Consider the following 25,956-nt stretch of genomic DNA (forward strand, 5'->3'; position numbering starts at 1 on the left):
GACCTATTCCTTAATCACGCGATTAATTTCTTCCAGACTGGTCAGGCCTGCCGCCACTTTTTTCAGTCCAGATGCCCGTAAATCATCAATACCTTCTTGTTCAGCCTGATCGGCCAGTTGGATGGCATTACCATTTTCCATAATGATGCGACCCATTTCTTCAGAAACAGGCATTACTTGATAAATCCCCACGCGGCCTTTGTAACCGGCAGTACAGGAATCACACCCGACGGCTTTGTACGGTTTAAAACCGGTATCGACTTGTTGTTGGCTGAACCCTTCTGCTAGCAAAGTTTCCGCAGGCACATCCTCGGGCTGCTTGCACTTGGGACACAATCGGCGAGCCAGCCGCTGTGCAATGATGAGCGATACGGCAGAGGCGATATTAAAGGCGGGCACACCCATATTGGCAAGTCGTGTCAGGGTTTGTGGCGCATCATTAGTATGCAGAGTAGAGAACACCATATGACCAGTTTGTGCCGCTTTAATCGCAATTTCAGCGGTTTCCAGATCCCGGATCTCACCGACCATGATGACATCGGGATCCTGACGCAAAAAAGCCCGCAAACATTGTGAAAAGTCGAGGCCGATTTGCGGATGTACATTCACCTGGTTAATGCCGGGCAAGTTGATTTCTGCGGGGTCTTCAGCGGTTGAAATATTCCGATCATCGGTATTGAGAATATTCAGAGCCGTATAGAGCGAGACGGTTTTACCGCTACCCGTCGGGCCAGTAACCAGAATCATGCCATAAGGTTTATGCATGGTATCGAGAAAGATTTGTTTCTGGTCTTCCTCATAACCGAGCGCATCAATACCCATCTGTGCACTGGTTGGATCCAGGATCCGTAATACAATTTTTTCACCAAACAGCGTTGGGATGGTGTTGACCCGGAAGTCGATGGCTTTGTTTTTGGATAATTTCAGCCGCATGCGACCATCTTGAGGGACTCGTCTTTCGGCAATATTCATTCGCGATAGCACTTTTAAACGTGCTGCAATACGGCCACTTAAAGCAACCGGTGCGGTCTTGGTCTCATGCAAAATACCATCAATACGAATACGAACCCGGTATTTATTTTCATATGGCTCGAAGTGAATGTCCGAAGCGCCTGCTTTGATAGACTGGGTCATGATGCCATTGATGAACCGAACAACGGGGGTGTCATCAATATTGCTTTCGGTAATGTCAGCAGAACGATCAACCTCGTCATCGGGACCAAGATCAATATCATCAAGGTCTGCATTGGCAAATTCGTCTAGTTGTTGTTCGCGTTTGTCTAAGGCTTTTTCAATACTTAGTGCCAGTTTTTGTTCATCAACCAAAACCGGATAAGTATTTAATGCCGTGTTAAATTGAAATTCATCCAGCGCCTGCAGATTAGTGGGATCTGAAACGGCGACAAATAATCGTTTACCCCGCTGAAATAAAGGCAGCGCGTTATGCTGGCGAATCAATTTTTCCTGAAACAAACTGGTCGGCGCCAGTTCCAGATTCATGGTATCGATATCAAATAGAGGAACACCGAATTCTTGAGAGGCAATATCCGCGATTTTTTGGCTGGATAACAGTTTGTGATTAACCAAATAGGTAACCAGCGATTGCTTCGCTTGTTTGGCCGCCATTTGCGCAGATTGGGCTTCTTCTTCCGAAAGCAGGCCTTCATTTACCAGCCGCCGGGCCAGACCGCTTAATCGAATCGGTACGGATGTATTTGCCATGACTCGCCGTGATTCCTTAACATAATGCTGTCGCCGATGCAGCAATAGTAGGGGAGTTAGGCGATAATTTCTAGTTTCTGATTCAAGCAGATAGTTAGGATCGCGTATAGTTTCTGCGATGTCATTTACCGGGGAAGCACTGATGCAAACATCTTCTGGCTGGCGAACGCTGGCACTTATCCTATGCACGGTTAGTTTACTGACTGCCTGTGGCCAAAAAGGCGATTTATATCTGCCTGAAGGCAAAGCACAAACAATTGAGGTGGCGTAACAAAGCATGGCTATTTTTCATTACCACGATGGGGAGCTGTTTGCTGAAAATGTCGCGGTTGCGGCCATCGCGGCGGCGCATGGTACGCCGGCTTATGTTTATTCTCGGGCTGCTTTGGAACAACATTGGCGGGCATTTGATACCGCGTTTGCGGCGCAACCGCATTTGGTGTGCTACGCCGTCAAAGCCAACTCCAATCTGGCTGTTTTAAATGTGCTGGCGCGGCTTGGATCTGGCTTTGATATTGTGTCCGCCGGTGAGTTAGCCCGCGTGCTGGCAGCAGGCGGTGAAGCAGAGCGGACGGTATTTTCTGGCGTGGGTAAAACGGCGGAAGAAATTGCCTATGCCTTAACGGCGAACATCCGCTGTTTTAATGTGGAATCGATTGCCGAACTAGAACGCATTAATCACGTTGCTGGTGAAATGAACAAAGTGGCGCCGGTCTCCATTCGCGTTAACCCAGATGTCGATGCGGGTACACATCCCTATATTTCAACGGGACTCAAAGAAAATAAATTTGGCATTGATATCAATTTGGCACCAGCGGTGTATCAACAGGCAGCGGCAATGCCCAATCTGGATGTGGTTGGTGTGGATTGTCATATTGGTTCACAACTAACCAGTGTGACGCCATTTGTCGACGCTTTGCAGCGGGTTTTAGGCTTGATTGATACGCTCGAGCAACAAGGCATTTCCATTCATCATCTGGATATTGGGGGTGGGTTGGGGATTCACTACAAAGATGAAACGCCGCCGACACCGGCTGCCTACGCAGCAGCGATGCAGTCTCTATTGCAAGGCCGGTCATTGGAGATTTTACTGGAGCCAGGACGCGCTATCGCCGGGAATGCTGGCTTGTTGGTGACACAAGTAGAATATATCAAGGCAACGGATGAGCGACGGTTTGCGATTGTGGATGCGGCGATGAATGATTTGCTGCGCCCATCGTTATATCAATCCTGGATGGCCATTGATCCGGTTCAACCACGTCAGAGTGAGGCGTTAAACTACGACATCGTAGGGCCAGTTTGTGAAACAGGTGATTTTTTGGGTAAAGACCGCAGCCTGGCAATCGCCCAAGGTGATTTATTGGCAATCCGCTCGGCTGGCGCTTATGGTTTTACGATGAGTTCAAATTATAATTCGCGCCCACGTGCCCCTGAGATCATGGTCGATGGTGATAGCGTTACTTTGGTTCGTGCGCGTGAGACAATCGAAAGCCTGTTTGCCAATGAGCAGATTTTGCAGGACTAAATGATGTTGAAATTCAGCAAAATGCACGGATTGGGTAATGATTTTGTCGTTATTGATGCGATACACCAAGACATTTCGTTGACAACAGCGCAGGTTCAGTTTCTGGCGGATCGGCACCGGGGTATTGGTTGCGATCAAGTGTTGCTGGTGGAAAAAAGTCAGCTTGAAAACGTCGATTTTCGTTATCGGATTTTTAATGCCGATGGTGGAGAAGTGGCGCAATGTGGCAATGGTGCGCGATGTTTTGCCCAATTTGTTCGTGACAAAGGGCTGACCGATAAAGCGACCATTGCGGTAGAAACGTCGGCTGGCATTATTTACCCGACATTGCATGCCAATGGCAATATTTCAGTTGATATGGGACAACCGCATTTTTTACCTGCAGAAGTCCCTTTTAGTGCAGAAGAACCGGCTAACACCTATATGCTGACGGTTGCGCCAGGTGAGCAAATTGAGATTGCGACACTGTCAATGGGTAACCCGCATGCGGTGATCTTGGTGGATGCGGTCGAGACCGCGCCGGTTGATACGCTGGGACCATCAATTGAATCACATCCACAGTTTCCCGAGCGGGTGAATGTCGGCTTTATGCAGTTGTGTGATCGGCAGACCATCAAGTTACGGGTTTTTGAGCGTGGCGCCGGTGAGACCAGTGCGTGTGGTACCGGTGCGTGTGCTGCCGTGGTCAGTGGCATTCGGCGGGGTTTATTAGCGCGCCAAGTCACGGTACAGTTAAAAGGTGGTTCGCTGTTAATCAATTGGCCTGATGATGATGCCAATGTCATCATGACGGGGCCAGCAACACAGGTGTTTGATGGAGAAATTGCGTGGGCAACCCTGAACCTTCTCTAAGCGCTGAACAGGTCAGTGCTTATTTAAAGCAGCATCGAGATTTTCTAATCAGTCAGCCTGATGTGCTGCAGGAATTGACCTTGGGGGATAGCCCCGATGGCACGGTGTCATTGGTCCATTTTCAGCGCAAACAGCTGGAACGAAAAACGCATCAGCTACAAGAACAACTCAATGCGTTACTCGAAAACGCAGAAAGTAATAATCAGCTCCAGCAACGGGTTAATGCGCTGATCTTGGCACTCATGGATTGTCAGGATGGTGAAGCCTTGCTAACCACGCTGGTGACAAAATTACATGAAGAATTTCAGGCGGATGCGGTATCACTGCAAATTTTTAGTCAGGAAACGATGCTGACTTTGCCGGATTTGAATGCCAATGTTGCGGTTATTCACCCCGATGATCCTCAGCTGAAAGCGTTTGATCATGTGTTGGCGAATCAGGTGCCGGTTTGTGGTCGTTTAACCAAAAAGCAAAAGCAAACACTGTTTGGGGAACAGGCCGAATCTGCCAACTCAATCGCCTGTCTGCCATTAGGGCAGAAACCTTGCGCAGGGTTACTTGCCATTGCCAGTCAGGATGCCAATCGATTTCACGCCGACATGGGGACAGAATATCTGCAATTTCTTGGTGATGTCTTTATGCGGCTGATGCGACGGTTTTATTGTGGACAAACAGCCTGATCTAAATGCGCCGTTACAGCAATTTCTGGATCATCTTGCCCAGCATCGCCGGCTGTCGCAGCATACGGTCACTAGCTATCAACGTGATTGTCAGCAGCTAAGTCGCTGGTGCCAGCAGCAAAAGATTACACACTGGCAACGTCTTAAACCGGTTGAGTTGCGTCAGTTTGTTTCAGGATTACATCGGCAGGGTCTATCTGCCAGAACGATTCATCGTCTGCTTTCTGCTGTCCGTAGTTTTTACCGGTATTTAATCCAAATATCGTTGGTTGATCACAATCCGGCACAATCCGTTCAGGCCCCTAAAACCGAGAAGCGGCTACCGAAAACATTTGATGTGGATCAGGTTTCGGCATTGCTGGATTTAACCCCTGATACCACCTTTGTTGCCTGCCGGGATCGCGCCATCATGGAGTTATTTTATTCTTCCGGATTGCGGTTAGCTGAGCTTGCGGCGTTGGATTTGCAAGATGTCGACTTTGCCGAGCAGCAACTCTGGGTACATGAAGGCAAAGGCGGCAAAGATCGTATTTTGCCAATGGGTAGCAAAGCCATAGCGGCATTAAAAAACTGGCTTGATAAACGTGAACAGCAGCGGTTGATAACGTCGACCGCATTATTTATTACACAGCAGGGTAGGCGACTGGGCGTGCGTAGCATTCAACAACGACTCGCCTACTGGGGTAAAAAGCACGGTTTGTCACAACACGTTCATCCGCACCGGCTAAGGCATGCTTTTGCGTCTCATATGCTGGAATCCAGTGGCGATTTGCGAGCGGTTCAGGAGTTATTGGGCCATGCGGATATCAGCACGACGCAAATTTATACTCATGTTGATTTTAATCATCTCGCCAAAGTCTATGATTCGGCGCATCCGCGTGCCAAGAAGCGTGACCGGTCCTGAGCCGAAGCAATATGCCGACATCAACGTAAAACAGCACATTTGACGATGCGGGAGTCATGAACTCAATGCGCTTGTTCCCAGCTATCACCGATACCCACACCAACTTCTAGCGGGACTTTTAACGCTGCTGCCTGAGTCATAAATTTTTCGATTTCGCGCTGCGCCAGTTCAACCTGCGTCTCCGGAACCTCAAAAACCAGTTCATCGTGTACTTGCATAATCATTCGGATACCGGTGTCGGACTCACTCAGCCAATGATGGATAGCGATCATGGCGCGTTTAATAATGTCTGCGGCACTACCTTGCATTGGCGCATTAATCGCTGTGCGTTCTGCATACTGACGTCGTAAACCATTACTGGAATTAATTTCGGGCAAATATAAACGCCGGCCAAAAATGGTCTCAACATAGCCATCTTTTTTGGCTTGTTCACGGGTGTGATTCATATAATCACGTACGCCGGGATAACGCTCAAAATAGGTCTCCATGTAACTGGCAGCCTGATGACGCTCGATACCAAGCTGAACAGACAAACCATGTGCAGACATGCCATAAATTAAACCAAAGTTAATGGCTTTGGCACTGCGTCGTTGATCACTTGTGACGTCTTGCGCTGCCACGGCGAAAATTTCTGAAGCAGTATGCCGATGAATATCTTCACCTTGCGAAAAAGCAGTCAGCAAACTCTGGTCACTTGATAAATGCGCCATGATGCGCAGTTCAATTTGCGAGTAATCGGCGGCCAGCAATTTGTATTCAGACTCGGGTACAAAGGCTTCACGAATACGCCGGCCCGTTTCTGTTCGAATAGGAATATTTTGCAAATTAGGATCAGACGACGAAAGTCGACCTGTCGCCGTCACCGCTTGATGATAGGAGGTATGAATACGACCGGTTTGCTGATTAACCTGTTGCGGCAGCTTGTCGGTATAGGTTGACTTGAGCTTACTCAGACTGCGGTACTGCATGATGACTTTAGGTAATGGATAGTCTTGATCGGCGAGATCCTGCAGCACATTCTCAGCCGTTGACGGTTGACCTTTGGGGGTTTTTTTCAGAACAGGCAGACCCTGTTTTTCGTAAAGAATTTCTTGTAATTGTTTCGGTGAACCCAAGTTAAAGGGCTGCTCAGCAAGTTCGTGAGCCTGCTTTTCTAATTGTACGATGTCATGTGCCAGCGTATCGCTTTGTTGTTGCAACATGAAAATATCAATATGCACGCCATTGCGTTCCAGTGTGTTTAAAACAGGCAGAAGCGGCATTTCGAGTTCACGGTAAACGGTTTTCAGTGAGGGAATAGCTTGTATCTTCGGCCACAGTTGCTGGTGAAGTTGCATGGTAATGTCGGCATCTTCACAGGCATAGGGTACCGCCTGCTCCAAAGCAATCTGATTAAAAGTGAGCTGTTTTTTACCCTTGCCTGCGATATCCTCAAAGTGAATGGTCTTTTGGCCTAAATATTTTTCGGCAAGCGAGTCCATATCATGTCGGGTTGCCGTACTATCAAGGACATACGATTGCAGCATGGTGTCGTGAGCAATGCCTTGCAAGTCGATATTATGATTAAGTAATACATGCCGATCGTATTTCAGATTCTGCCCCAGTTTGAGGATGCGCGCATCTTCCAAAATGGGTTTTAACGTTGCTAATGTCTGATCAAAGTCCAGCTGATCCGGTGCCCCGGGATAATCATGAGCTAACGGCAAATAAGCCGCTTCACCGGGATGAATGGCAAAGGACAGGCCAACAAGTCGCGCTTCCAGATAATTCAGGCTGGTGGTTTCTGTATCAAAGGCAAACAGGTCCGCTTTTTTCAGTCGCTCAAGCCATTCAGACAAGTGTTTTTCGCTGGTAATAACCTGATAATCGGTTTTTTGGGATGATTCGGGGGTGTTTGTCGTCATCGCATTGGCCGAACTCTCCGAGGTGATTTCTTGCCGCCAGGTTTTAAATTCATACTGTTCAAATAATGTTGACAGCGCCTTTAAATCCGGTTGTTTTATCGCCAGTGTATCGAGGTCGACGGGCAAATCGACATCCAGCTTAATCGTCGCCAGATCATAAGAGCGTGGTAAATCTTGTAAGGCGGCACGGAGCTTTTCACCTAATTTACCTTTTACCTCATTGGCGTTCTCAATAACGCCTTGCAGGCTGTGATATTGATTGAGCAATTTACTGGCTGTTTTTGGGCCGACGCTTTCAACCCCCGGAATGTTGTCCACTTTATCGCCCATTAAGGCGAGGTAATCGATGATCTGATCTGGTTTTAAGCCAAACTTTTCTTTGACAGCGGCAATATCGGTTTTCGTATTGTTCATGGTGTTGACCAGCGTCACGTGCTCGCTGACCAGTTGCGCCATATCTTTATCGCCAGTTGAAATAACTGTTTCAATACCGTTTTGCGTCGCTTGCCTGGCAAGCGTACCGATGACGTCATCGGCTTCAACACCATCAATAACGAGCAGCGGTAAGCCCATCGCGGTGACGATGTCGTGTATTGGTGTAACTTGTTCACGCAGATCATCCGGCATGGGCGGGCGGGTCGCTTTGTACTCGCTGTATAAGTCATGGCGGAAGGTTTTGCCTTTGGCATCAAAAACCACCGCCATTCGTGAAGGCTGATAATCCTTAATGAGTTTACGCAGCATGTTTACGACGCCATAGATTGTCCCTGTTGCCTCGCCGGCACTGTTGGTCAATGGCGGCATCGCATGATAGGCGCGATAAAGGTAAGAAGATCCATCGACGAGAATCAGCGGAGCGGTAGATTGGGTCATATTTCACAAAGCCTGTCAGCTGGGCATTCAGATTGCTTTAATCATGCTAACGGAAATGCTATCTTTAGCGAAAACCATCTGGAGCACAGCTATGTTGAACAAAATTGCTATTGTAGGCGCACTTGGCGTCTTAGTCACAGTAGCTGTCTGGGCGAACGAAGAAATAATGGATCAGCCACCGCAGTTGCCTGAACGGATGGAAAGCGGTGACAGTATTGAGCCGGACATCAATATCATCCAAGAAGATGATAGAACAATCGAAGAATACCGGGTCAATGGCCAGTTATATATGGTGAAAGTGACGCCGCTTTTGGGGCCTCCCTATTACCTTATTGACACGGATGGAGATGGCACGTTGGAAAGCCGCAGTCAGGATCAGTTGGATGCCCCAGCGGTACCAAACTGGATTCTGCTGGAGTGGTAAGACGCTACTGAAGTAAGTTTACATGTCTGTTTACACTGAAGTCGGGCGTACCGCGCTTGAACAATTTCTTGATGATTACGATCTGGGTAAGTTGATTTCCTATCAGGGCATCAGCGCCGGTATCGAAAATACCAATTATTTTGTTACCACCAGCCAAGGTGAATTTGTGCTGACCTTGTTTGAGCAGCATGAGTACAGTGAGTTGGCGTATTTTCTGAATGTGATGACGTTTTTCTATCAACAGGGTATTCCGTCAGCCCATCCTGCTGCTGACAAACAAGGCAATTACCTGAAAAAGTTGGCTGAAAAACCGGCGGCACTGGTTAATCGTCTGGCTGGCGGTACCGTGGATACCTGGTCCACACCAGCACAATGTCAGGCCATTGGTGACAGACTGGGACAGATGCATTTGGCCGGACAGCAGTTTCCATCCAGACGTCCTAATAGTCGAGGGGCGCATTGGCGTAAAAAGACGGGCAAAGCGTTGATACCGCATCTGGATTCGGCCACAGCCGACATGTTGGCGGCTGAACTCGCATTTCAACAGAATTATGCCGATTTGGATTTACCTTGGGGTGTCGTGCACTCTGACCTGTTCCGCGATAATGCCTTGTTTGACGGTGACCAACTGTCCGGTATTATTGATTTTTACTATGCCTGCGATGACTATCTGCTTTACGATTTAGCCGTGGCAGTCAATGATTGGTGTGTTGCTGAAAACGGTCTGCTGGAAACAACGCGCTATCAGCGATTAATGCAGGCCTATATCCAACGCCGCCCCCTGACTGCGGCGGAAATAACGAACTGGAATTTGATGCTTCGTGCTGCTGCATTACGTTTCTGGCTGTCGCGACTTCAAGATCAACTTTTCCCCAGAGAAGGCGAACTGACCCAAATCAAAAACCCGGATGCGTTTTTGGCCATTTTGCGTCAGCATCAGCAACAGATATTTCCTGCAGATGGATTCGCGCCCAGCTGATGCGTGTCTTAATCATCAAGCTCACCTCAATGGGCGATTTGATGCATGCTTTACCTGCCCTGACTGATGCTGTTCGAGAATTTCCCGGAATCATCTTTGATTGGGTTGTAGACGAAGCCTTTGCTGAAGTGCCTCAATGGCATCCGGCCATCCGAAATATTATTACTACCTCACATCGGCGCTGGAAAAAATCGCTTTGGAAGACATTACGCGATGGTGAGTTGCGTCATTTTTATCGGCAACTGAATACAAGCGATTATGATGTCATTGTCGATATGCAGAATAACTTGAAGAGTGCGCTGGTCAGTCTGTTAAGGCGTGGACCGGTTGCCGGCTTGGATAAAGCATCGTGTCGGGAACGGCCCGCCCATCTCGCCTATAAAGTGCCGATCCACGTCAATCCACAACAGCATGCTGTCGAGAGAATGCGCCAAATCATGGCGCAAGCATTGAATTATCCCTCGCCAACGACACCGGCCGATTATGCCGCTGACTTTACGAGCTACGCTTTACCTACGCTCGATTTCAGGCTTGCCGATAATTATTTATTGTTTGTTCACAATGCCAGTTGGCTGAGTAAAATGTGGCCGGTAAAGCATTGGCAAAGACTGGTTTTACTAGCTGTTGAAGCCGGTTATCAGGTACTAATTCCAAGTGGCAATCAGGCAGAGTATTTACGCGCAGAGCAAATTGCCATGGTGAGTGGTCATGCCTATGCATTGCCTAGATTGTCATTGAATCACATGGCCGCGCTTCTCCAGAATGCTACGGCTGCGATTTGCAGCGATACCGGATTAGCCCACTTGGCAGCAGTCGCCTCAACGCCAGCACTGACGTTATACGGCTCAACTGATCCGAATTTGATTGGGACTTTTGGCCAGCATCAATCGCATTTGGTTAGTGATAAAGCCTGTGTGCCCTGTTATAAACGCGGTTGTCCACGGCCAGAGGCAGAGGCCGGTTTGCCAGTGTGTATGCAAGAAATGGCGCCGGAGTCGGTTTGGCATGGACTACAATCGCTTTTACCCGCAAAATAAGCGTTTATCTGCAAACACAATAAACGCATGAAACCGTCTTTTCCTGAATTTTTTAATGCACCGATAATCGTCGTCGGTGATGTCATGCTGGATCGTTTTTATTTCGGCAAAACGCAGCGCATTTCACCGGAAGCGCCGGTACCGATAGTGAATGTGGAGCGTCTTGAAGATATTCCGGGCGGTGCTGCCAATGTGGCAATGAATATTGCGTCGCTGGGTGCGCGTTGTCAGTTGTTAGGGATTACCGGTGAGGATGAAGCTGCGGTGGTTTTACAGCAACGACTGGATGCGGTGGGCATCGACTGCCACTTTCAAAAAGGGGCGCGGTCAACCATTATCAAGTCACGCATCATTAGTGCGCATCAACAATTGCTCCGTATGGATTTTGAAACGCCATTTACGCACGACGAGGCGAAGCCGTTACCTAATCTCAGCGCGCCATTATTCACCCAAAATAAAGTGCTGATTTTGTCTGATTACAATAAGGGCACTTTAGCGCAACCGCAACCGCTGATTCAGTCTGCAAAAGCCGCAGGGTTGCAAGTGTTGGTAGATCCAAAAGGTAAGGATTTTTCTAAATATCGCGGTGCCGATTTAATTACACCGAATATGGCCGAGTTTGAATCCGTAGTAGGGGCAATTCATTCGGAAGCAGAATTATTAGAAAAAGCACGGCAATTAATTATCGATCTAGAGATTGCGGCGTTGTTAATTACGCGCAGTGAACAGGGTATGTCGCTTATCCATGCGGATGGCCGTGAATTGCATTTGCCGGCAATTGCCAAGGAGGTGGCCGATGTCACGGGCGCCGGCGATACGGTTATTGCGACACTCGGTTCAGCATTAGCAGCGGGACAAAGTCTGCAGCAAGCCGTTATTTTGGCGAATGTAGCGGCCAGTATTGTGGTGAGCAAACTTGGTACAGCGACGGTAAGTAGTCCTGAACTTCAAGCCGAGTATCAACGACATCAAGGTGCTCATCACACGGATCATGCCATTGCTGGGGCGGTCACCACGGAGCAACTTAAAACAGCCGTCGCGCAAGCCAAACAACGTGGTGAAAAAATCGTATTTACCAATGGTTGTTTTGATATTTTGCATGCAGGCCATGTCAGTTATTTACATGAAGCCAGACAATTGGGCGATCGCTTGATTGTGGCAATTAACACGGATGCCTCGGTGACGAAGTTAAAAGGACCGGGCCGGCCGATTAATACGGCAGAGCGTCGTCAAACGGTATTAGCCGGTTTAGCTGATGTGGATTGGGTGACTTGCTTCGCGGGTGACACCCCTGAAGCACTGCTTCGAGAAATTCAGCCTGATATCTTGGTCAAAGGCGGCGATTACGATAAAACGGGCGTTGTTGGCTGGGAAATTGTTGAAGCTTATGGCGGCGAGGTGAAGGTGATGGGCTTGGTAGAAAATTGTTCAACGACGGCCATCGTCAATAAAATTAATCAGCGATAATTGGCTTGCGATTGAGTCACGCATAACATCATTTGGAAGTAAGTTGAGCAAAAAGTCCCCCATCGAGATACCAACAGATCTGACACCACTGGAGAAAATTGAATATGTCTTCAATGACTTGGTGCAATGGTATGGCGATGCTGAAAAGAAAGAAGTGCGGGTTGCAGCCAAACTATTGCTGGTGTCCCTCGAAAAGTTTTCTCAACATGCCGGCCCGGACTGGGCTGATTTAGTTGGCGAATATATCGATATTCTTAAAAAGGATCCGGAAAAATTTCAAAAGATCCTGGAGGCCAACCGGGGTGAACTGAAAGGGCGACCAGATAAAGATCGCTACCATTGAGTTAGCTGAGCAGAAATTGACTGTATTTTTGCTCGTTTTTAAGCAAGTTTGCGAATTTTCGCGTTTGTTTCGGTAAATGAATCACGTCATCGAGAAACTGTTTTTTGCGGCGTTTTTTGGTGAACTCTGCGGGTTCAAAAAAATGGTGAGCATTGTCAAAAGACAACACAAAGGGCGCATGTCCTGCACGCATTAAGAAATAGCTCATTATCAATGAGCCGGTTCGATGATTACCTTCTAAAAATAACTGTGGCTGGCTCAAAATCAGTGTGAATACCCCGGCAGCCCGTTTCCAGACGGAAGCACTTCGATGAAGCGATAGCCAATCATTTATGGCGCCAATACCGTTATTTTCTGAGCTATAGAAGTGTGCTTTTGTTGCCTCAAACTGAGCAAGGCGTTCCGTTTCAGAAATTGCGGCGGTATGGCAGAGGACAGTTTGATTTAGCGCCAGAAGATGTTCTGAATGCCCGTAGGCAAACAAGTCCATATCATCGGCAAGATACCGATCCAGCAACGCATAGCCCGCCAATAGATTATTAATTACTTCATCTGATGGCGGAGTGCGCTTGACCGATAACGTCGCATTAATCTTATCGAAATTCTTTTGCGTTTCCTGCAATCGCAATCGAATGGCTGGCAAATTCATTCTTGGCGAGGCTAAGGTTGGTTTCCGCTCAGTTGCACAGGTGGGTTGAAGTGATTGCATTGCTCACAACAACCCATCGCTGACGTCAGTAAAACACAACTTAGCTGAACTCGCCGTTGACGTAGGCACGCGTTAACGCTTGGTCGGGAGATTCGAAAATTTTGCGGGTTTCTGCCATTTCAACCAAGTGACCGGTGCGGCACCCTTTAGAAATATCCACCCCCATAAAGGCGGTCACATCGGCAACACGCATGGCCTGCTGCATATTATGGGTGACTAGTGCCACACTATAATGCTCTTTGAGTTCGACCATCAGCTCCTCAATTTGACGAGTCGCAATGGGGTCCAAAGCCGAGCAGGGCTCATCCATCAGTAACACATCAGGCTCTGTGGCAATTGCGCGCGCAATACACAAGCGTTGTTGTTGACCACCTGATAAAGACAAGCCACTGTTTTTCAGTTTGTCTTTGACATCATTCCACAGCGCAGCACGTTTCAGAGCACGTTCTACCATTTCGGCTTCATCGCCTTTAAAGGCATTCAAACGCAGGCCAAACGCGACATTGTCGTATATGCTCATAGAGAAAGGGTTCGGCAGTTGAAACACCATACCGATGTAGCGTCTTACGACAACGGCATCAACTTTTTTCCCATAAATATCATGGTTGTGATACTGGATACTGCCTTCGAAACGGAAAGAATCAATCAGATCATTCATCCGGTTCATGCTACGAAGTACCGTACTTTTACCGCAGCCTGATGGGCCGATAAAACCGGTCACCTTGTTTTTTTCGATAGGCACAATGGTGTCTCGAACCGCTCGGAAGTCGCCGTAATAAATATTCTTAACTTGACAATCCAAAACAACGGGGCCGGTTGGCTGATAAGGTTTGGCGATAAATGAGCCAGTGTCAGCGTGATGGTTCATAGGGTTACCTCAGTTTTATTCTCTGAACTTGGAGCGACCAATGATGCGCGCCAAAATATTGAAGAAAAGCACCAGCATGACCAGCACCAGAGATGCCGCCCAAGCGAGCTCAATCTGGTTTTCAAACGGCATGCCGGAAAAGTTGTAAATCAAAATAGACAGGGATGCAGTAGGCTCCGCTAATTCAGCCATGTAGTAGTTGCTGAACAAGGCAGTAAATAACAGCGGCGCGGACTCTCCGGCGGCGCCTGCCACAGCCAGAATAACGCCGGTAAGAATGCCGGGTAAGCCTGTCGGCAGCACGACTTTAAAAATGACCTGAGTGCGGGTGCAGCCCATACCAAAGGCCGCATCTTTCATACGCTGCGGGACTTGCTTCATCGCTTCTTCCGCAGCCAGAATAACCGTTGGCAACATTAATACGGCAAGCGCCACGCCACCTGCCCATGCGGAGTACGTTCCCATGGTGACAACCAAGACAGCGTAGACAAAGACACCGGCGAGAATCGATGGAAAACCGGTTAACACTTTAGCTAAAAATCGCGACGTAGTTGCCAGCTGGCTTTTTGGATTTAACACCCCGAGATAAATGGCCGCCAGTACGCCAATTGGAATACTAATTGCTGCGGCAATGCCTACCATGGTGAGTGTACCGAGAATCGCGTTACCAAATCCGCCACCCATTTCAAAACCAGCCGGTGGTAAGGCAGTCAGTGCCTCAATATCCAGACGGGTGCCGCCTTCCACGATCAGCATGAAAATCACAGAAAACAGCGGAATGCTGGCGACAATGCCCAGAAACCAGATCAGGCCAGTGAGTAAGGTGTTTTTTAGTGACCGCCATTCGTACACATTTTTTTCAAGAGAGCGTAAATCGATTCGAGGCGGTAATGTCGCCGTTTTGCTTTCCAGACTCATGATTTACCCTCAAATTTACGCATGGTCATTTGTTGAATCATCAGACCACCGATATTGACTAGGAATGTAATTAACAGCAGAACCAGTGCCGCGTACATGAGTGCTTCAATTTCGATTTGACTGGCTTCTGGAAAAGTTGACGCAAGCAGTGAGGCAAGCGTATTAGCCGGTGCAAACAGAGAAATGCTGATGTTGTTCATATTACCAATCAACATTGCCAAGGCCATGGTTTCACCCAGTGCGCGACCAAATCCCAGTACCAACCCAGCCAAGATGCCCGAGGAAGCGGTTGGCAGCATGACTTTCAAGATCACTTCCCATTTGGTGGCGCCCATTCCAAAGGCCGCCTCTTTAATTTTGTAGGGAATACGTCGAAACGCATCGGCTGAAATAGCGGCAACGGTGGGCAAAATCATAATGGCCAAGACCAGTGCGGCTGGCGCTAGACCCGGACCGCTTAACTCGGTTCCAAAAAAGGGAAACCAGCCCAGGTGTTCATGTAACCAGTTTGCGCCCGGGCGTAGAAGTGGGATAAGCACATAAATACCCCATAAGCCGTAAACCACGGAAGGAATGGCAGCCAATAATTCGATAATTGTGCGAAAGCTGACCGAGAGTTTAGCCGGCATAAAATCCTGAGTCAGGAAGATAGCAATTGCCACACCTAATATTCCGCCAATCAGTAAGGCGAGTAACGAGCTGTATAGCGTGCCCCAGATTTCGGGCAGAACGCCAAACTCACTTTGATTAACATCCCAGGTGGTGCCAGTGATAAACCCGATACCATGTTGCTGTACCGCTGGCCAGGCTTGTGACCCTAACTCGATAATAATGTAGGCCACCAATAGAATAATAGACAGCGCACAGAACAGAGCAAAAAATCGAAAAATACTGTCTTGCAGATAGTCGCTTGCTGATGGCGGTGCTGACAACGTCATATCACTGCTATCAGATTTGAAAGGATCATAAGCCATGCTGTTTTCCAAAATAGGGGAGCAACCCGAACAAGTATCGCCGCTGCCCCAAACGCAACGCTGCAAGTATCGTGTGAGATACTTGCAGCGGGGATAGTTGCTTTTGTTTGTTCAACGTCCTGTTACTGAATCATTTTTGCCGCATTACGGACTTTTTCGATGACGTTTTCTGGTAACGGGATATAACCCAGAGAATCAGCGGATTTCTGGCCAGTCGTCACCATGTATTCGATAAGATCACGCATGACTTTGGCTTTTTCATCGTCCATGTCTTTATAAACTAATAACCAAGTAAATGAGGCGATAGGATAGGCTTCTTCACTAGAAGGATCCGTTACCCAGCCACGCAGATCCGGCACATCGCTGTTTGGCAGGTTAGTGGTCGGGAAAGGCGTGCTGGCTAAGGCTTGAGCACCACTTTCTGAACCGGCTTCAATAAAGTTGCCTTTTTGGTTTTCCAGTTTGGCTGTTGGCAGTTTAGTCAGCTTGGCAAAACCGTATTCCACATAGCCGATGGCGCCCGGCGTTTGTTTAACCGTGGCAGCAATACCGTCATTTTTAGGGGCTTTAACAAAGGTACCAGCGTTAGGCCAATTTGGTGATTTGGCGGTACCAACGGTTTCTTTAAATGCATCACTGATGGCCGATAAGTGATTGGTAAAGACGTAGCTGGTACCACTGGAATCAGCACGAACGACGACAGTGATGCGCTTTTCAGGAAGCGTTACGTTCGGGTTAGCCGCTTGAATTTTTGGGTCATTCCATTGCGTGATTTTACCCATGAAGATTTCAGGGTACACATCGCGTGGCAGGTTCAAACTGGTCACACCGTCGAGATTAAAGGTGAGTACGACTTCGCCAGCCGTCATCGGCAGCAAAATTGTTCCTTTATTAACCTTAGCGATTTCCTCATCTTTCATCGCGGCATCGCTGGCCGCAAAGTCAACGGTTTCGTTGATGAAGTCGCTGATACCACCACCGCTACCTTTTGATTGATAGTCAACGCGAACACCGTCATGTTCTTTGCTGAAGTCTTTAAACCATTTGCTGTAAATCGGGGCAGGGAAACTGGCACCAGAACCAATTAATTTCATGTCAGCCTGGGCTGTCAGTGAGGTCATGGCACCCATCAATGTGCCCGCAAGCAACAGTGATTTAGCCTTGTTTGTGAATAACTTCATAACGACTCCTGATTGATGTTTGCGTTCAATGACGCAGGCAAAGTAATCAGTGAGCAGGGTAGGAGGAAACTGTTAAAGAATTATGACAGTGTGAAATAAATCAAATTGTTATTACGCCAAGAAGTAATCAATACCTTGCCAACAGGTCGTTTGCTTTAACGATATTATCGGTTAAATGGGCGAGATTAATCGTACCGATAATGATGCTTGCGACAGCGGGATTGGCAAAGTTCAGTTTAAAGCTTGCTTGAATGGCATCGTCTTGATTCGGCAAGTGACCACTGGCAAAGGCTTTTTTTATGAAAATCGCCTTGTTTTGCTCGGCCGCAGTATCCAATACAGCTTGTTCATCCTGATAGGCCAGATTATGCGTCACCATCACAATATCGGACTGGTGCAATGCCTGTAAGCCACCGGCAACGGTTTTTGTTGACATACCCACCGCTTTTATCAGTCCCTGCGCTTTCATCTCATTCAAGGTATCCAACGCATGGTGATGGTGAATAATCGGCAGATCCTGGCCATCTGAATGAATCAAGACAATATCCAAAGTGTCCTGATTGAGTCGCTTGAGGCTGGTTTCAACGCTGCGCTGTAATCCGCTTTTCGAAAAGTCAAAGTGAGACTGACTGGTTTCGGGATCAAAATGCTCGCCGGCTTTAGTACAAATGACAAAGGGATGCGCTAATTGAGGAAGTAAATGGCCGAGGCGAGTTTCACTGTTACCATAAGCTGGCGCGGTGTCAATCAAGTTAACCCCCAGATGCCACGCGGTATCAAGCAACTTGAGTGCCGCCTCATCATCGGGGATAGTAAAGTTGTCCGGATATTTTACGCCGGTATTTCGGCCCAGTTTCACCGTGCCAAGACCCAGTGCCGATACCACCACATCGGAATCGGCAATACGGGTTTGTTTTAAAGCGCTCATGAAAACGCCCTATCCCATAATGGCGTCGCAACCGTTGCTTGGGGTAATACCGTCACTTCGGGATAAGAGTGCTGATTTGTTGACGCATTTTGTAGCGTTGAGATGAGTTGATCACTTAGATCCGGGGCGAGTGCTAATTTGGTTGGCCAGGCAATGTGCAGGTTGTCATGGCTTTCTACAAAGGCGCTGTCCGGTCGGCTGAAGCCTTTTTGTTTGGGTTCGGCGCGATTGATATTCACCGTTGCCCAGTCGAGATCGGGTAACGATACCCAGGGCATAATTTGTTTAAGCAATGCCTGCGCCTCACGGATTAATTTGTCCGGCGATTTACCCACACCCTGCTCGGCAATATTACCGCCCAGATACCAGACCATATTACCGTGTTGATCCGAGTGGCTGGTGATCGTCGCTATTGGTTTGCTCCCGGAGCCAAGGCTATGCGCATAAATGGCGGGCAAAGGCGATGACGGATCGGCCGATTTGCAGAGCAGCATTTGTAAAGGTCTCAGCTGCATTTCAGGCCGCTGGATATGGTGATGTGATAACAACTCACCGGTGCCTTCGCCGGCAGTGACGATAAAGTGCTGCGCCTTAATTTGGAGCGTATCGCCAATCGCCAGACGGTGAATGCCTTGTCCTTCCCGAATAAATTTCAGGGTTGCCGCCCCGGTATGCAATATCCGGTGTCCATAGTTTTGCTGGAAACAACCTAATAAACTGGGCACATCCACCACAGGTTCATCAAGCGCATACAAGGCACCTTTAAATCCGGGATCGGCAAAGATGCCATTTCGTGCTGATTTAGGGATTGCTTGCATACGGCTTTGCAACGCTTTACTGGCAAAAAATGACACCAGTTTTGAGGATAAACGTTGTGTCGACCACAATAATTGATGATCGGCTAAAATCTTCGCCTGAGATAAATTAATCTCACCCGAACCATGAAAACAGGCTTGCCATCTTGCCGGCATGGCACTGATCGCTTGCGCCGCATTGGATAAAACGCCATTTAACGCATATTTGCTACCGCCGTGGATGATGCCTTGTGCAGCAAGTGTTTGCGCATGGCCAATTTGATGCGCTTCCAGTAATAACGCATGATAGCCAAGCTGGTTCAGACGGTGATGCAGCCATAGTCCGGCAATACCGGCGCCAATAATGACAATATCCGTATCGATGGCCGTTGACGTCATGAATGGAGTTGACTATCTACCGCTTCACATAACCAATGCCCGATAATTAAATGGCCTTCCTGGATGCGAGCGGTTTCGGTACTGGCAACACGGATACACTCATCAGCCAAAGTATGGAGAGCACCGCCATTCTGGCCTGTAAAAGCGACTGTATAAATGCCGACAGACTGTGCGGCGCGGACGCCATTAATCACATTCTGACTGTTACCCGATGTGGAAAAACCAAACGCCAAGTCGCCGGGTTTGGCCAAGGCGGTTATCTGGCGATCAAAGACAGTATCAAACGCATAGTCATTACTATGCGCCGTCAAAATTGAGGTATCCGTTGTCAACGCAATCGCCCCTAGTGGACGACGGTCATCTTTGTATCGAATGACAAATTCTGCTGCCAAATGTTGTGCATCCGCGGCACTGCCGCCATTGCCGAAAAACAAAATTTTGTTTCCGGCTAAAACACAGTCACAAACACGTTTTAATAACGCATCTAACTGTGGCGCCAGCTCAAACAGGCTTTCAACCATGCGCTGGTGACGTTGCAAAGTGGCATCAAATGACACGGCATACCTCGATTATTTCAAATCAATGTTAAACTGAACGACAATATTTCGCAGTGTGCCGTTCGCATTGTGACTCTATTCTAGTGGAGCGCTCGTACCTTGTCAGTTTTGAGTGCAGTCAGTTAGGAACAATGTATGCAACTTGCTTTTGCCATCACGGAATATTTTCCGTTCGGTGGGGCGCAGCGTGATTTTATTGCCGTTGCCAAAGCGATGGCTCATCGCGGACATCAGATAACGGTTATCACTGCAGCTTGGCAGGGTGACTTTCCCTGTGGCTGGCAAAAAGTCATTGTTAGTAAAGCACAATTTCGAACCAATCATGCGCGATTACGAGCGTTATCGGATACGGTTTTAGCTTTTCAGGAAAATCATACCTTTGATGCCATTATCGGCTTTACCAAAATGGCCGGACTGGATATCTACTTTGCTGCAGACCCGAGCTTTGTTGCGACACGGTATCACGGTATCAAAAAATGCTTACCGCGCTATCGGGTTTATGCACAAATAGAACAGCAGATGTTTGCTAATAAAGCCTTAAAAGTCTTTTTTCTAACCCAAGATCAACGCCTACAATATCAACGCTATTTTTCCGTGGCGGCGCAAAATCAGCAAATGTTACCGGTGACTGTCGAACCAGAATTTCATTATGACCCAGTGCGTTACGATGCTGGCAGGCGTTGGCGTCAGGAACATCAACCGGAATCGGGACGTCAGGTATTGTTATTCGTCGCGGCAGATTTTCATACAAAAGGTCTGGATCGCGTCATCCGAGCTTTACAGCAACTGAGTTCAGAAGAGCGCGAAAAATTGGCCTTATGGATCGTTGGCAACGGAAAACAAGCGAAATATGACAAGGCGTTAGCCGCGTTAACGGGTTTGCACTACACCTTTTGGGGCGGACAAACAACGACGCATCATTTCTACTTCGCGGCGGATGTATTAGTGCACCCTGCCCGGAAGGAAGCGGCGGGCATGGTGATTGCCGAGGCGTTGGCTGCCCGGTTACCGGTCAGAATTTCATCTGTGTGTGGTTACCGTTTTCTGGCTGAGGCGGATCCTGCGTCGCGAATATTACCTGTCAAAAACAGGGTTGCTGCCCTGGCGCAAGAGATTAGACAAATCAGCCGCATGCCTTTACCTCTATCACGTGGTCAAGGCGGCAATGGCATTAGTCGTCGGCCCCGTGCCGATTTCTGTGCCGATCAGATTGAGGCATGGTTACGTTGATGAAACCAGAAGTCTATCTTCGTGAAGAGTTAAAGGCTGTCTTGGCGGGCCGCTCGCCATTTGACTTCTTTAAAATGGTTGAGGGTGATATTTACAGGGATAAAGAAGGCCGGCGCACACTTCGGTTTATTGCTGAAGGCAAACGTTATTTTGTGAAATATCATCAAGGTGTCGGCTGGCGAGAGATATGGAAAAATCTGTTGCAGGCACGGTTACCAATTATCAGCGCGCGGAATGAGTGGCAGGCCATCCAAACTCTGCATCGCGTTGGGGTGGATACCATGACCCTGGCAGGGTATGGGGAAACGGGCCTCAATCCAGCCCAGCGTCGCTCGTTTGTCGTCACTGATGAATTGACCCATACCATGAGTCTGGAGTATCTCGGTGAACAATGGCAGCATAATGCGCCCAGCCTAAAAAGTAAGCGCTTACTAATAGACAAATTGGCAGATATGACCAGGCGCATGCATCATGCCGGCCTGAATCATCGTGACTATTATCTCTGCCATGTTTTGCTGACCGAAACGTTTGCACAGACGAATACGATTTCTGAGCAAACGCAACTGTTTTTGATTGATCTGCATCGTGCCCAGCAACGTAAGCGCGTACCCGCGCGCTGGTTAATCAAAGATTTGGCGTCACTGTATTTTTCGGCGCATGCGGTATCACTGACCAAGCGGGATAAGCTGCGTTTTATTCGAGCTTACAGTGGCTTGTCATTACGATTTTGCCTGACCCATGATCGCCGTTTTTGGCATAAAGTGCAGAAACGGCGTGATGCCTTAATGGCCAAATGGCAGCGACAGCATGACTAAATTAGCGCTTGGAGACTTACCAGACTTGCCGGTTACCCTGACATGGCAAGAGCAGTCAATTACCTTGCAGCAAACATTACGTTACCTGCCTGAGAAAAGATTAGTCACGAAAGCAAGGTGGCATGACACGCCCCTCTTGTTGAAGTGTTTTCGCCGTAATCGACAAGGGAAAAGGCAGTGGTTGGCCGAACAAAAAGGGCATCAACTAATGCAAGAAGCGGGGTTAAATGCGCCCGCGCGGCTTTTAATGGAAGCTGATTTGGCGGGTTGTTATGCGATTGCCTATGCCTGGCTGGAACGGGCGACACCGCTGACCGAGCAGGATTTAACCGTGCCAGAAAAGTGTCGAAAAATCTGGTCTGAACTCGCTAAATTACACGATGCTGGTCTGATACATCAGGACCTGCATTGTGACAATTTGCTGTTTGTCGAGGATCAGTTTGTGATGGTCGACTATACCGCGGTGTTGGCACAGAAGCAGCCCTTGTCTCTGGCAATGCGACTGGAACAGGTCGCCCTTTTGTTAGCGCAGTTTACCGCGGAGGGACAAGACAGGCTATGCCAGTCTATTTCGGTCTATCAGAACAGCTTACAGTCTGATCAGTTATTTGCTTTTGCTGAGCAATTACCGGCAAAACGGAAACAAATTGAGCAACAGCGTCATCAGACGTATCTAAAAAAATGCTTTCGGACCTGCACGATGACCGCCTATCGGCATACCCTGACCTATGAGTATGCATTCCAGCGCGAGTTTTGGGAAAAACGGCATGATGACTTTATCACGCAGCTGGATACGCTAATTGCAAATGGAGAGTTACTCAAACAAGGTAACTCGGCAACGGTGGCGAAAGTGGACCTGGATGGTCAGGTGGTAGTGATTAAACGTTACAACCTGAAGTCAGCATGGCATTTTCTTAAACGGTGCTGGCGGCCAAGTCGCGCTGCCAATGCCTGGCGTTATGGTCGACTGCTGACTTTGATTGGCTTGCCGACACCGACGGCACTGGGCTTTGTTGAAAGACGAATCGGGCCATTACGCTGTCGTGCTTACCTGATTACGGCGTGGCTGCCAGGCCAAGAGTTATCGGCGCGGTTTCCTGATAAAGAGCCTGGTGGCGAGATTGCCAAACAGATTCAGGCACTGTTCCAACTGTTATTACGTTACCGTCTGGTGCATGGTGATTTGAAGGCCAGTAATATTCTAATTGATGACCAACAGCAACTTCAGCTGATCGATCTCGATGCCATGTCTCAATGTGAAAACAACCGGCAATTTGCGCGTGGCCATCATCGTGACTGGCAACGTTATCAACGTAACTGGTCAGAATGATGGAAAAGCGGCGATAAGTTGAGACTGAATTTCAGTTAAACCGGGACGGTGATAGCTGTTCACAATGTGTTCGGCTTGATGATGGATTTCGTCAACTGTCAGGGCTATAGGCGCCGCTGAAATACCAAAATTAGTGTAATAATCGGCAAACTTGAAATCACCACCTCGCAAGTCATTCGAAAGCTGAATACGTGCATTAGCAATGCCAAGTGCATCGGCAGCAATTAACCCATGCATGGCCGATGAAAAAATAACCTCACAGGTTTGCAGTCGTTGCAGAAACATGGCGGGTGGCAGAAAAATATCAATCAAGGTGACATCAGCATAGCGATCACAAAGCTGCGCTAATAATGGATGGGATTTGTCTTTGTAATGCGCAACCAAACCAACAGTAAACTTTTTTGTTGGTTTTGAACCCGACAATAGCAGATGAGCAAGGAGTCCGGGATCACCGAGTGGTGTGTCTGGGCCGGCGCTAATGATGTCTCGGCTAAGCGCACCTCGGATAGCATGATAATGGTGGCGAGATTGATGCGGCTTTTTCGCTTCAATAAACCCGCTGCCCCAAACCGATAGCCGACGGCTAAACCAATGTTCAGGCAAACGATGCAATAAACTGCCGATAGCGATCAAGTCGCATTGTTTAACGGGGGCATAAACGATTTTGCGACCCGAGATAATTTCACAAATGCGTGGCGAGAGCGCATCCCCAAAATTGGGCTTCGAAGCTGACCAGTGAAGTTTAAGGGGGGCCCGCACGATGCGACATTCACACTGTTTTAGTAACGAGAATATCTTCCATAACCAGATACTGCAGATCGGAACCAAAAAACATATTCAAGGCATCGATTGGACTACACACCATCGGTTCACCGCGCCGGTTGAGCGAAGTATTGAGCACCACCGCATTGCCGTTTCGTTTTGCCAATTCACTTATCAGATCGTAATAACGCGGATTGGTTTGCGCCGTCACAATCTGTGCCCGAGCCGTGCCATCCTCATGCACCACTTCCGGGATGCGTGACTTCCAGCTTTCTGCGACATCAAAGGTAAAAGTCATATACGGGCTAGGATGGGCAGTCTGTAAAATCTCTTCTGCCACGGTATCCAGCATACTGGGACAGAATGGGCGCCATCTTTCTCGGTACTTGATTTGGGCATTGATGCGATCGGCAACGCCCGGGTGACTGGGTGACCCCAGAATACTCCGATTACCCAGCGCGCGCGGGCCAAACTCCATGCGTCCCTGAAACCAGGCAACGGGATTACCTGCATCAAGCAGCTGCGCCGTCTCAGCGGTCACATTATCCAGTTTTTGCCATGTCACGGGTTGCGTGTAGGCTTCACAGGCATCAATACACTGCTGCGTCGTGTAAGCAGGGCCAAGATAGGCATGTTGCATGGGTTCGATGATCATCCCGGCTTGAGTGGCGGCGTAGCTGGCCGCGCCAATAGCGGTACCAGCATCGCCAGCAGCTGGTTGCACGAAGAGCTCTTTGACACCGGGCATGGCAATGATGCGCTGATTTAATTTGACGTTCAGTGCGACACCGCCAGCATAAGCGATTTTGCCGGTTTCTTTGATAATATCGCCCAGATAATAATCAATCAGATGCAAGGCACATTTTTCCAGCAATGCCTGAATGCTGGCGGCGTAATCAATATACGGTTCGTCTTTTTCATCGCCTTCGCGCATTGGCCCTAGCCACTCAATCAGGGCCGGGCTGAAAAAATAGCCTTTGCCATTTTTCTTGAAGCGCCGAAGCCCCACAGTATTGACCAGTTTGGTATTGATGCGGAATTGGCCATCTTGGCAGTCAATCAGGCGGGAAAAATCAAAACGGTCTGGGTCGCCATAGGGGGCCATGCCCATAACCTTAAACTCGCCATCGAGCATTTCAAAGCCCAGATACTCTGTTAATGCACCATATAGTCCGCCCAACGAGTCCGGGTCATAAAATTCTTTGATTTTGTGAATCTGGCCGTTTTCACCATAACCAAAAAAAGTGGTGGCATATTCGCCTTTACCATCAATGCCAATAATGGCGGTTTTTTCTTTAAAACCACTTAGATGATAGGCACTGCTGGCATGAGCAAGATGGTGTTCCACCGGCACAAACTTGACTCGGTTGGCGCCAATGCCAAGGTCATCCAATAATTGCATGACGTGTTTATGATTCCGCCAATAGCGGCGATTTCCGTTGAACAGTGCCAATAATGCACGGTCAGGGGCATACCAGTGGCGTTTTGCGTAATGCCAGCGAGCGGGTGTCGTCAACGGAATTTCAGCAAACGGGAAAGCGACCATATCAATTTCATCTGGACGGATTCCAGCTTGCTGCAAGCAAAATCGGGTTGCTTCGTAGGCCATTTTGCCTTTGGCATGTTTGTCACGCAGAAAACGCTCTTCTTCAGCGGCAGCGATCAATTTGCCATCGATATAAATTGCAGCGGAGGCATCATGCCCGACGGCGCCGGAAAGTCCTAAAACAATCATAGTGAGTCAATATTCCAAAATAATGCGGTGAGTATAGCAAGACCGC

25 protein-coding genes are annotated in these 25,956 nt (G+C 48.4%); 13 read left to right on the plus strand and 12 right to left on the minus strand.

What is annotated here, in order from left to right; genetic code table 11:
* Positions 1 to 3: 3 nt before the first annotated feature.
* A complete protein-coding gene (pilB, locus tag Q7C_RS10675; protein WP_014704783.1) occupies positions 4 to 1,722 on the minus strand; it encodes a type IV-A pilus assembly ATPase PilB in 1,719 nt (572 codons plus the stop codon).
* Positions 1,723 to 1,864: 142 nt separating this feature from the next.
* On the opposite strand from pilB, the gene lptM reads away from it, so the two are divergent.
* The 5 genes from lptM to xerC are packed head-to-tail and all read left to right on the plus strand — an operon-like array spanning position 1,865 to position 5,683.
* Positions 1,865 to 1,993, plus strand: coding sequence for an LPS translocon maturation chaperone LptM (lptM, locus tag Q7C_RS13555; protein ID WP_014704784.1), 129 nt, complete (start codon positions 1,865 to 1,867; stop codon positions 1,991 to 1,993).
* Positions 1,994 to 1,999: 6 nt separating this feature from the next.
* Entirely contained in the window at positions 2,000 to 3,247 is a 1,248-nt protein-coding gene (gene lysA / locus Q7C_RS10680; protein WP_014704785.1) for a diaminopimelate decarboxylase, read from the plus strand.
* 3 nt (positions 3,248 to 3,250) lie between these two features.
* Positions 3,251 to 4,099, plus strand: coding sequence for a diaminopimelate epimerase (dapF, locus tag Q7C_RS10685; protein ID WP_014704786.1), 849 nt, complete (start codon positions 3,251 to 3,253; stop codon positions 4,097 to 4,099).
* On the plus strand, positions 4,075 to 4,779 hold the full coding sequence (locus tag Q7C_RS10690; protein ID WP_014704787.1) for a DUF484 family protein: 705 nt from the start codon (positions 4,075 to 4,077) through the stop codon (positions 4,777 to 4,779). The genes dapF and Q7C_RS10690 overlap by 25 nt, the downstream gene beginning before the upstream one ends.
* Positions 4,763 to 5,683: a tyrosine recombinase XerC gene (gene xerC, locus Q7C_RS10695; protein ID WP_014704788.1), complete on the plus strand. Its 921-nt coding sequence runs from the start codon at positions 4,763 to 4,765 to the stop codon at positions 5,681 to 5,683. The genes Q7C_RS10690 and xerC overlap by 17 nt, the downstream gene beginning before the upstream one ends.
* 62 nt (positions 5,684 to 5,745) lie before the next feature.
* Here the strand turns inward: xerC and polA are convergent, their stop codons facing one another.
* Entirely contained in the window at positions 5,746 to 8,460 is a 2,715-nt protein-coding gene (polA, locus tag Q7C_RS10700; protein WP_014704789.1) for a DNA polymerase I, read from the minus strand.
* A gap of 91 nt (positions 8,461 to 8,551) precedes the next feature.
* Here polA and Q7C_RS10705 point away from each other — a divergent pair, with 91 nt between their 5' ends.
* The 5 genes from Q7C_RS10705 to Q7C_RS10725 are packed head-to-tail and all read left to right on the plus strand — an operon-like array spanning position 8,552 to position 12,710.
* Positions 8,552 to 8,884, plus strand: coding sequence for a DUF2782 domain-containing protein (locus Q7C_RS10705; protein ID WP_041366707.1), 333 nt, complete (start codon positions 8,552 to 8,554; stop codon positions 8,882 to 8,884).
* 22 nt (positions 8,885 to 8,906) lie between these two features.
* Positions 8,907 to 9,863 carry a homoserine kinase gene (locus Q7C_RS10710; RefSeq protein WP_014704791.1) on the plus strand — a complete coding sequence of 319 codons (957 nt, stop codon included), beginning with the start codon at positions 8,907 to 8,909 and terminating at the stop codon, positions 9,861 to 9,863.
* Positions 9,863 to 10,900, plus strand: a complete 1,038-nt coding sequence (gene waaC, locus Q7C_RS10715) for a lipopolysaccharide heptosyltransferase I (protein WP_014704792.1) — start codon at positions 9,863 to 9,865, stop codon at positions 10,898 to 10,900. The genes Q7C_RS10710 and waaC overlap by 1 nt, the downstream gene beginning before the upstream one ends.
* 27 nt (positions 10,901 to 10,927) lie before the next feature.
* A complete protein-coding gene (gene hldE / locus Q7C_RS10720) occupies positions 10,928 to 12,367 on the plus strand; it encodes a bifunctional D-glycero-beta-D-manno-heptose-7-phosphate kinase/D-glycero-beta-D-manno-heptose 1-phosphate adenylyltransferase HldE (protein ID WP_014704793.1) in 1,440 nt (479 codons plus the stop codon).
* Between the two features lie 43 nt (positions 12,368 to 12,410).
* Positions 12,411 to 12,710: a hypothetical protein gene (locus Q7C_RS10725; RefSeq protein WP_014704794.1), complete on the plus strand. Its 300-nt coding sequence runs from the start codon at positions 12,411 to 12,413 to the stop codon at positions 12,708 to 12,710.
* A 1-nt stretch (position 12,711) separates the two neighbouring features.
* Here the strand turns inward: Q7C_RS10725 and Q7C_RS10730 are convergent, their stop codons facing one another.
* The 8 genes from Q7C_RS10730 to Q7C_RS10765 all read right to left on the minus strand — a co-directional run bounded on the left by Q7C_RS10730 (position 12,712) and on the right by Q7C_RS10765 (position 20,038).
* Positions 12,712 to 13,419: a hypothetical protein gene (locus Q7C_RS10730; protein ID WP_151194759.1), complete on the minus strand. Its 708-nt coding sequence runs from the start codon at positions 13,417 to 13,419 to the stop codon at positions 12,712 to 12,714.
* A 40-nt stretch (positions 13,420 to 13,459) separates the two neighbouring features.
* Positions 13,460 to 14,287: a phosphate ABC transporter ATP-binding protein PstB gene (pstB, locus tag Q7C_RS10735; protein ID WP_014704796.1), complete on the minus strand. Its 828-nt coding sequence runs from the start codon at positions 14,285 to 14,287 to the stop codon at positions 13,460 to 13,462.
* A gap of 15 nt (positions 14,288 to 14,302) precedes the next feature.
* On the minus strand, positions 14,303 to 15,205 hold the full coding sequence (pstA, locus tag Q7C_RS10740; RefSeq protein ID WP_014704797.1) for a phosphate ABC transporter permease PstA: 903 nt from the start codon (positions 15,203 to 15,205) through the stop codon (positions 14,303 to 14,305).
* Entirely contained in the window at positions 15,202 to 16,179 is a 978-nt protein-coding gene (gene pstC / locus Q7C_RS10745; RefSeq protein WP_014704798.1) for a phosphate ABC transporter permease subunit PstC, read from the minus strand. The genes pstA and pstC overlap by 4 nt, the downstream gene beginning before the upstream one ends.
* A 122-nt stretch (positions 16,180 to 16,301) precedes the next feature.
* Positions 16,302 to 17,360 carry a phosphate ABC transporter substrate-binding protein PstS gene (gene pstS, locus Q7C_RS10750; RefSeq protein WP_014704799.1) on the minus strand — a complete coding sequence of 353 codons (1,059 nt, stop codon included), beginning with the start codon at positions 17,358 to 17,360 and terminating at the stop codon, positions 16,302 to 16,304.
* 127 nt (positions 17,361 to 17,487) lie between these two features.
* Positions 17,488 to 18,288 carry an aldo/keto reductase gene (locus Q7C_RS10755; RefSeq protein WP_014704800.1) on the minus strand — a complete coding sequence of 267 codons (801 nt, stop codon included), beginning with the start codon at positions 18,286 to 18,288 and terminating at the stop codon, positions 17,488 to 17,490.
* The gene (locus Q7C_RS10760) at positions 18,285 to 19,481 is read right to left on the minus strand and encodes an FAD-dependent oxidoreductase (RefSeq protein WP_014704801.1); all 1,197 of its coding nucleotides are present in this window, start codon (positions 19,479 to 19,481) and stop codon (positions 18,285 to 18,287) included. The genes Q7C_RS10755 and Q7C_RS10760 overlap by 4 nt, the downstream gene beginning before the upstream one ends.
* The gene (locus Q7C_RS10765; protein ID WP_014704802.1) at positions 19,478 to 20,038 is read right to left on the minus strand and encodes a D-sedoheptulose-7-phosphate isomerase; all 561 of its coding nucleotides are present in this window, start codon (positions 20,036 to 20,038) and stop codon (positions 19,478 to 19,480) included. The genes Q7C_RS10760 and Q7C_RS10765 overlap by 4 nt, the downstream gene beginning before the upstream one ends.
* Positions 20,039 to 20,173: 135 nt before the next feature.
* Here Q7C_RS10765 and Q7C_RS10770 point away from each other — a divergent pair, with 135 nt between their 5' ends.
* Genes Q7C_RS10770 through Q7C_RS10780 form a run of 3 tightly spaced genes read left to right on the plus strand, consistent with a single transcriptional unit; the run spans position 20,174 to position 23,413 of the window.
* Positions 20,174 to 21,268, plus strand: a complete 1,095-nt coding sequence (locus tag Q7C_RS10770) for a glycosyltransferase family 4 protein (protein ID WP_014704803.1) — start codon at positions 20,174 to 20,176, stop codon at positions 21,266 to 21,268.
* Positions 21,256 to 22,083 (plus strand): lipopolysaccharide core heptose(I) kinase RfaP, encoded by an 828-nt coding sequence (gene rfaP, locus Q7C_RS10775; protein WP_238532317.1) that lies wholly within the window; start codon positions 21,256 to 21,258, stop codon positions 22,081 to 22,083. The genes Q7C_RS10770 and rfaP overlap by 13 nt, the downstream gene beginning before the upstream one ends.
* Positions 22,076 to 23,413 carry a lipopolysaccharide kinase InaA family protein gene (locus Q7C_RS10780; RefSeq protein WP_014704805.1) on the plus strand — a complete coding sequence of 446 codons (1,338 nt, stop codon included), beginning with the start codon at positions 22,076 to 22,078 and terminating at the stop codon, positions 23,411 to 23,413. Before rfaP ends, Q7C_RS10780 begins: the two co-directional genes overlap by 8 nt.
* Here Q7C_RS10780 and Q7C_RS10785 read toward each other — a convergent pair.
* Together Q7C_RS10785 and Q7C_RS10790 are read right to left on the minus strand one after the other, a co-directional pair.
* Positions 23,405 to 24,172: a polysaccharide pyruvyl transferase family protein gene (locus tag Q7C_RS10785; RefSeq protein ID WP_041366708.1), complete on the minus strand. Its 768-nt coding sequence runs from the start codon at positions 24,170 to 24,172 to the stop codon at positions 23,405 to 23,407. The two genes, Q7C_RS10780 and Q7C_RS10785, sit on opposite strands and share 9 nt — an antisense overlap.
* Before the next feature lie 10 nt (positions 24,173 to 24,182).
* Complete coding sequence (locus tag Q7C_RS10790; protein ID WP_014704807.1) at positions 24,183 to 25,910, minus strand: carbamoyltransferase family protein; 1,728 nt, start codon at positions 25,908 to 25,910, stop codon at positions 24,183 to 24,185.
* Positions 25,911 to 25,956: the final 46 nt, after the last annotated feature.

The organism is Methylophaga frappieri, assembly GCF_000260965.1.
Lineage (GTDB): Bacteria > Pseudomonadota > Gammaproteobacteria > Nitrosococcales > Methylophagaceae > Methylophaga > Methylophaga frappieri.

Coding starts and splice junctions, on each gene's coding strand:
- Q7C_RS10780 (WP_014704805.1), top strand. CDS start 22,076: ATGACTAAATTAGCGCTTGGAGACTTACCAGACTTGCCGGTTACCCTG.
- waaC (WP_014704792.1), top strand. CDS start 9,863: ATGCGTGTCTTAATCATCAAGCTCACCTCAATGGGCGATTTGATGCAT.
- Q7C_RS10760 (WP_014704801.1), bottom strand. CDS start 19,481: ATGACGTCAACGGCCATCGATACGGATATTGTCATTATTGGCGCCGGT.
- rfaP (WP_238532317.1), top strand. CDS start 21,256: ATGGTTACGTTGATGAAACCAGAAGTCTATCTTCGTGAAGAGTTAAAG.
- pstC (WP_014704798.1), bottom strand. CDS start 16,179: ATGGCTTATGATCCTTTCAAATCTGATAGCAGTGATATGACGTTGTCA.
- pstS (WP_014704799.1), bottom strand. CDS start 17,360: ATGAAGTTATTCACAAACAAGGCTAAATCACTGTTGCTTGCGGGCACA.
- Q7C_RS10790 (WP_014704807.1), bottom strand. CDS start 25,910: ATGATTGTTTTAGGACTTTCCGGCGCCGTCGGGCATGATGCCTCCGCT.
- pilB (WP_014704783.1), bottom strand. CDS start 1,722: ATGGCAAATACATCCGTACCGATTCGATTAAGCGGTCTGGCCCGGCGG.
- Q7C_RS10770 (WP_014704803.1), top strand. CDS start 20,174: ATGCAACTTGCTTTTGCCATCACGGAATATTTTCCGTTCGGTGGGGCG.
- pstA (WP_014704797.1), bottom strand. CDS start 15,205: ATGAGTCTGGAAAGCAAAACGGCGACATTACCGCCTCGAATCGATTTA.
- Q7C_RS10730 (WP_151194759.1), bottom strand. CDS start 13,419: ATGCAATCACTTCAACCCACCTGTGCAACTGAGCGGAAACCAACCTTA.
- hldE (WP_014704793.1), top strand. CDS start 10,928: ATGAAACCGTCTTTTCCTGAATTTTTTAATGCACCGATAATCGTCGTC.
- polA (WP_014704789.1), bottom strand. CDS start 8,460: ATGACCCAATCTACCGCTCCGCTGATTCTCGTCGATGGATCTTCTTAC.
- Q7C_RS10705 (WP_041366707.1), top strand. CDS start 8,552: ATGTTGAACAAAATTGCTATTGTAGGCGCACTTGGCGTCTTAGTCACA.
- Q7C_RS10710 (WP_014704791.1), top strand. CDS start 8,907: ATGTCTGTTTACACTGAAGTCGGGCGTACCGCGCTTGAACAATTTCTT.
- dapF (WP_014704786.1), top strand. CDS start 3,251: ATGTTGAAATTCAGCAAAATGCACGGATTGGGTAATGATTTTGTCGTT.
- pstB (WP_014704796.1), bottom strand. CDS start 14,287: ATGAACCATCACGCTGACACTGGCTCATTTATCGCCAAACCTTATCAG.
- Q7C_RS10755 (WP_014704800.1), bottom strand. CDS start 18,288: ATGAGCGCTTTAAAACAAACCCGTATTGCCGATTCCGATGTGGTGGTA.
- lptM (WP_014704784.1), top strand. CDS start 1,865: ATGCAAACATCTTCTGGCTGGCGAACGCTGGCACTTATCCTATGCACG.
- lysA (WP_014704785.1), top strand. CDS start 2,000: ATGGCTATTTTTCATTACCACGATGGGGAGCTGTTTGCTGAAAATGTC.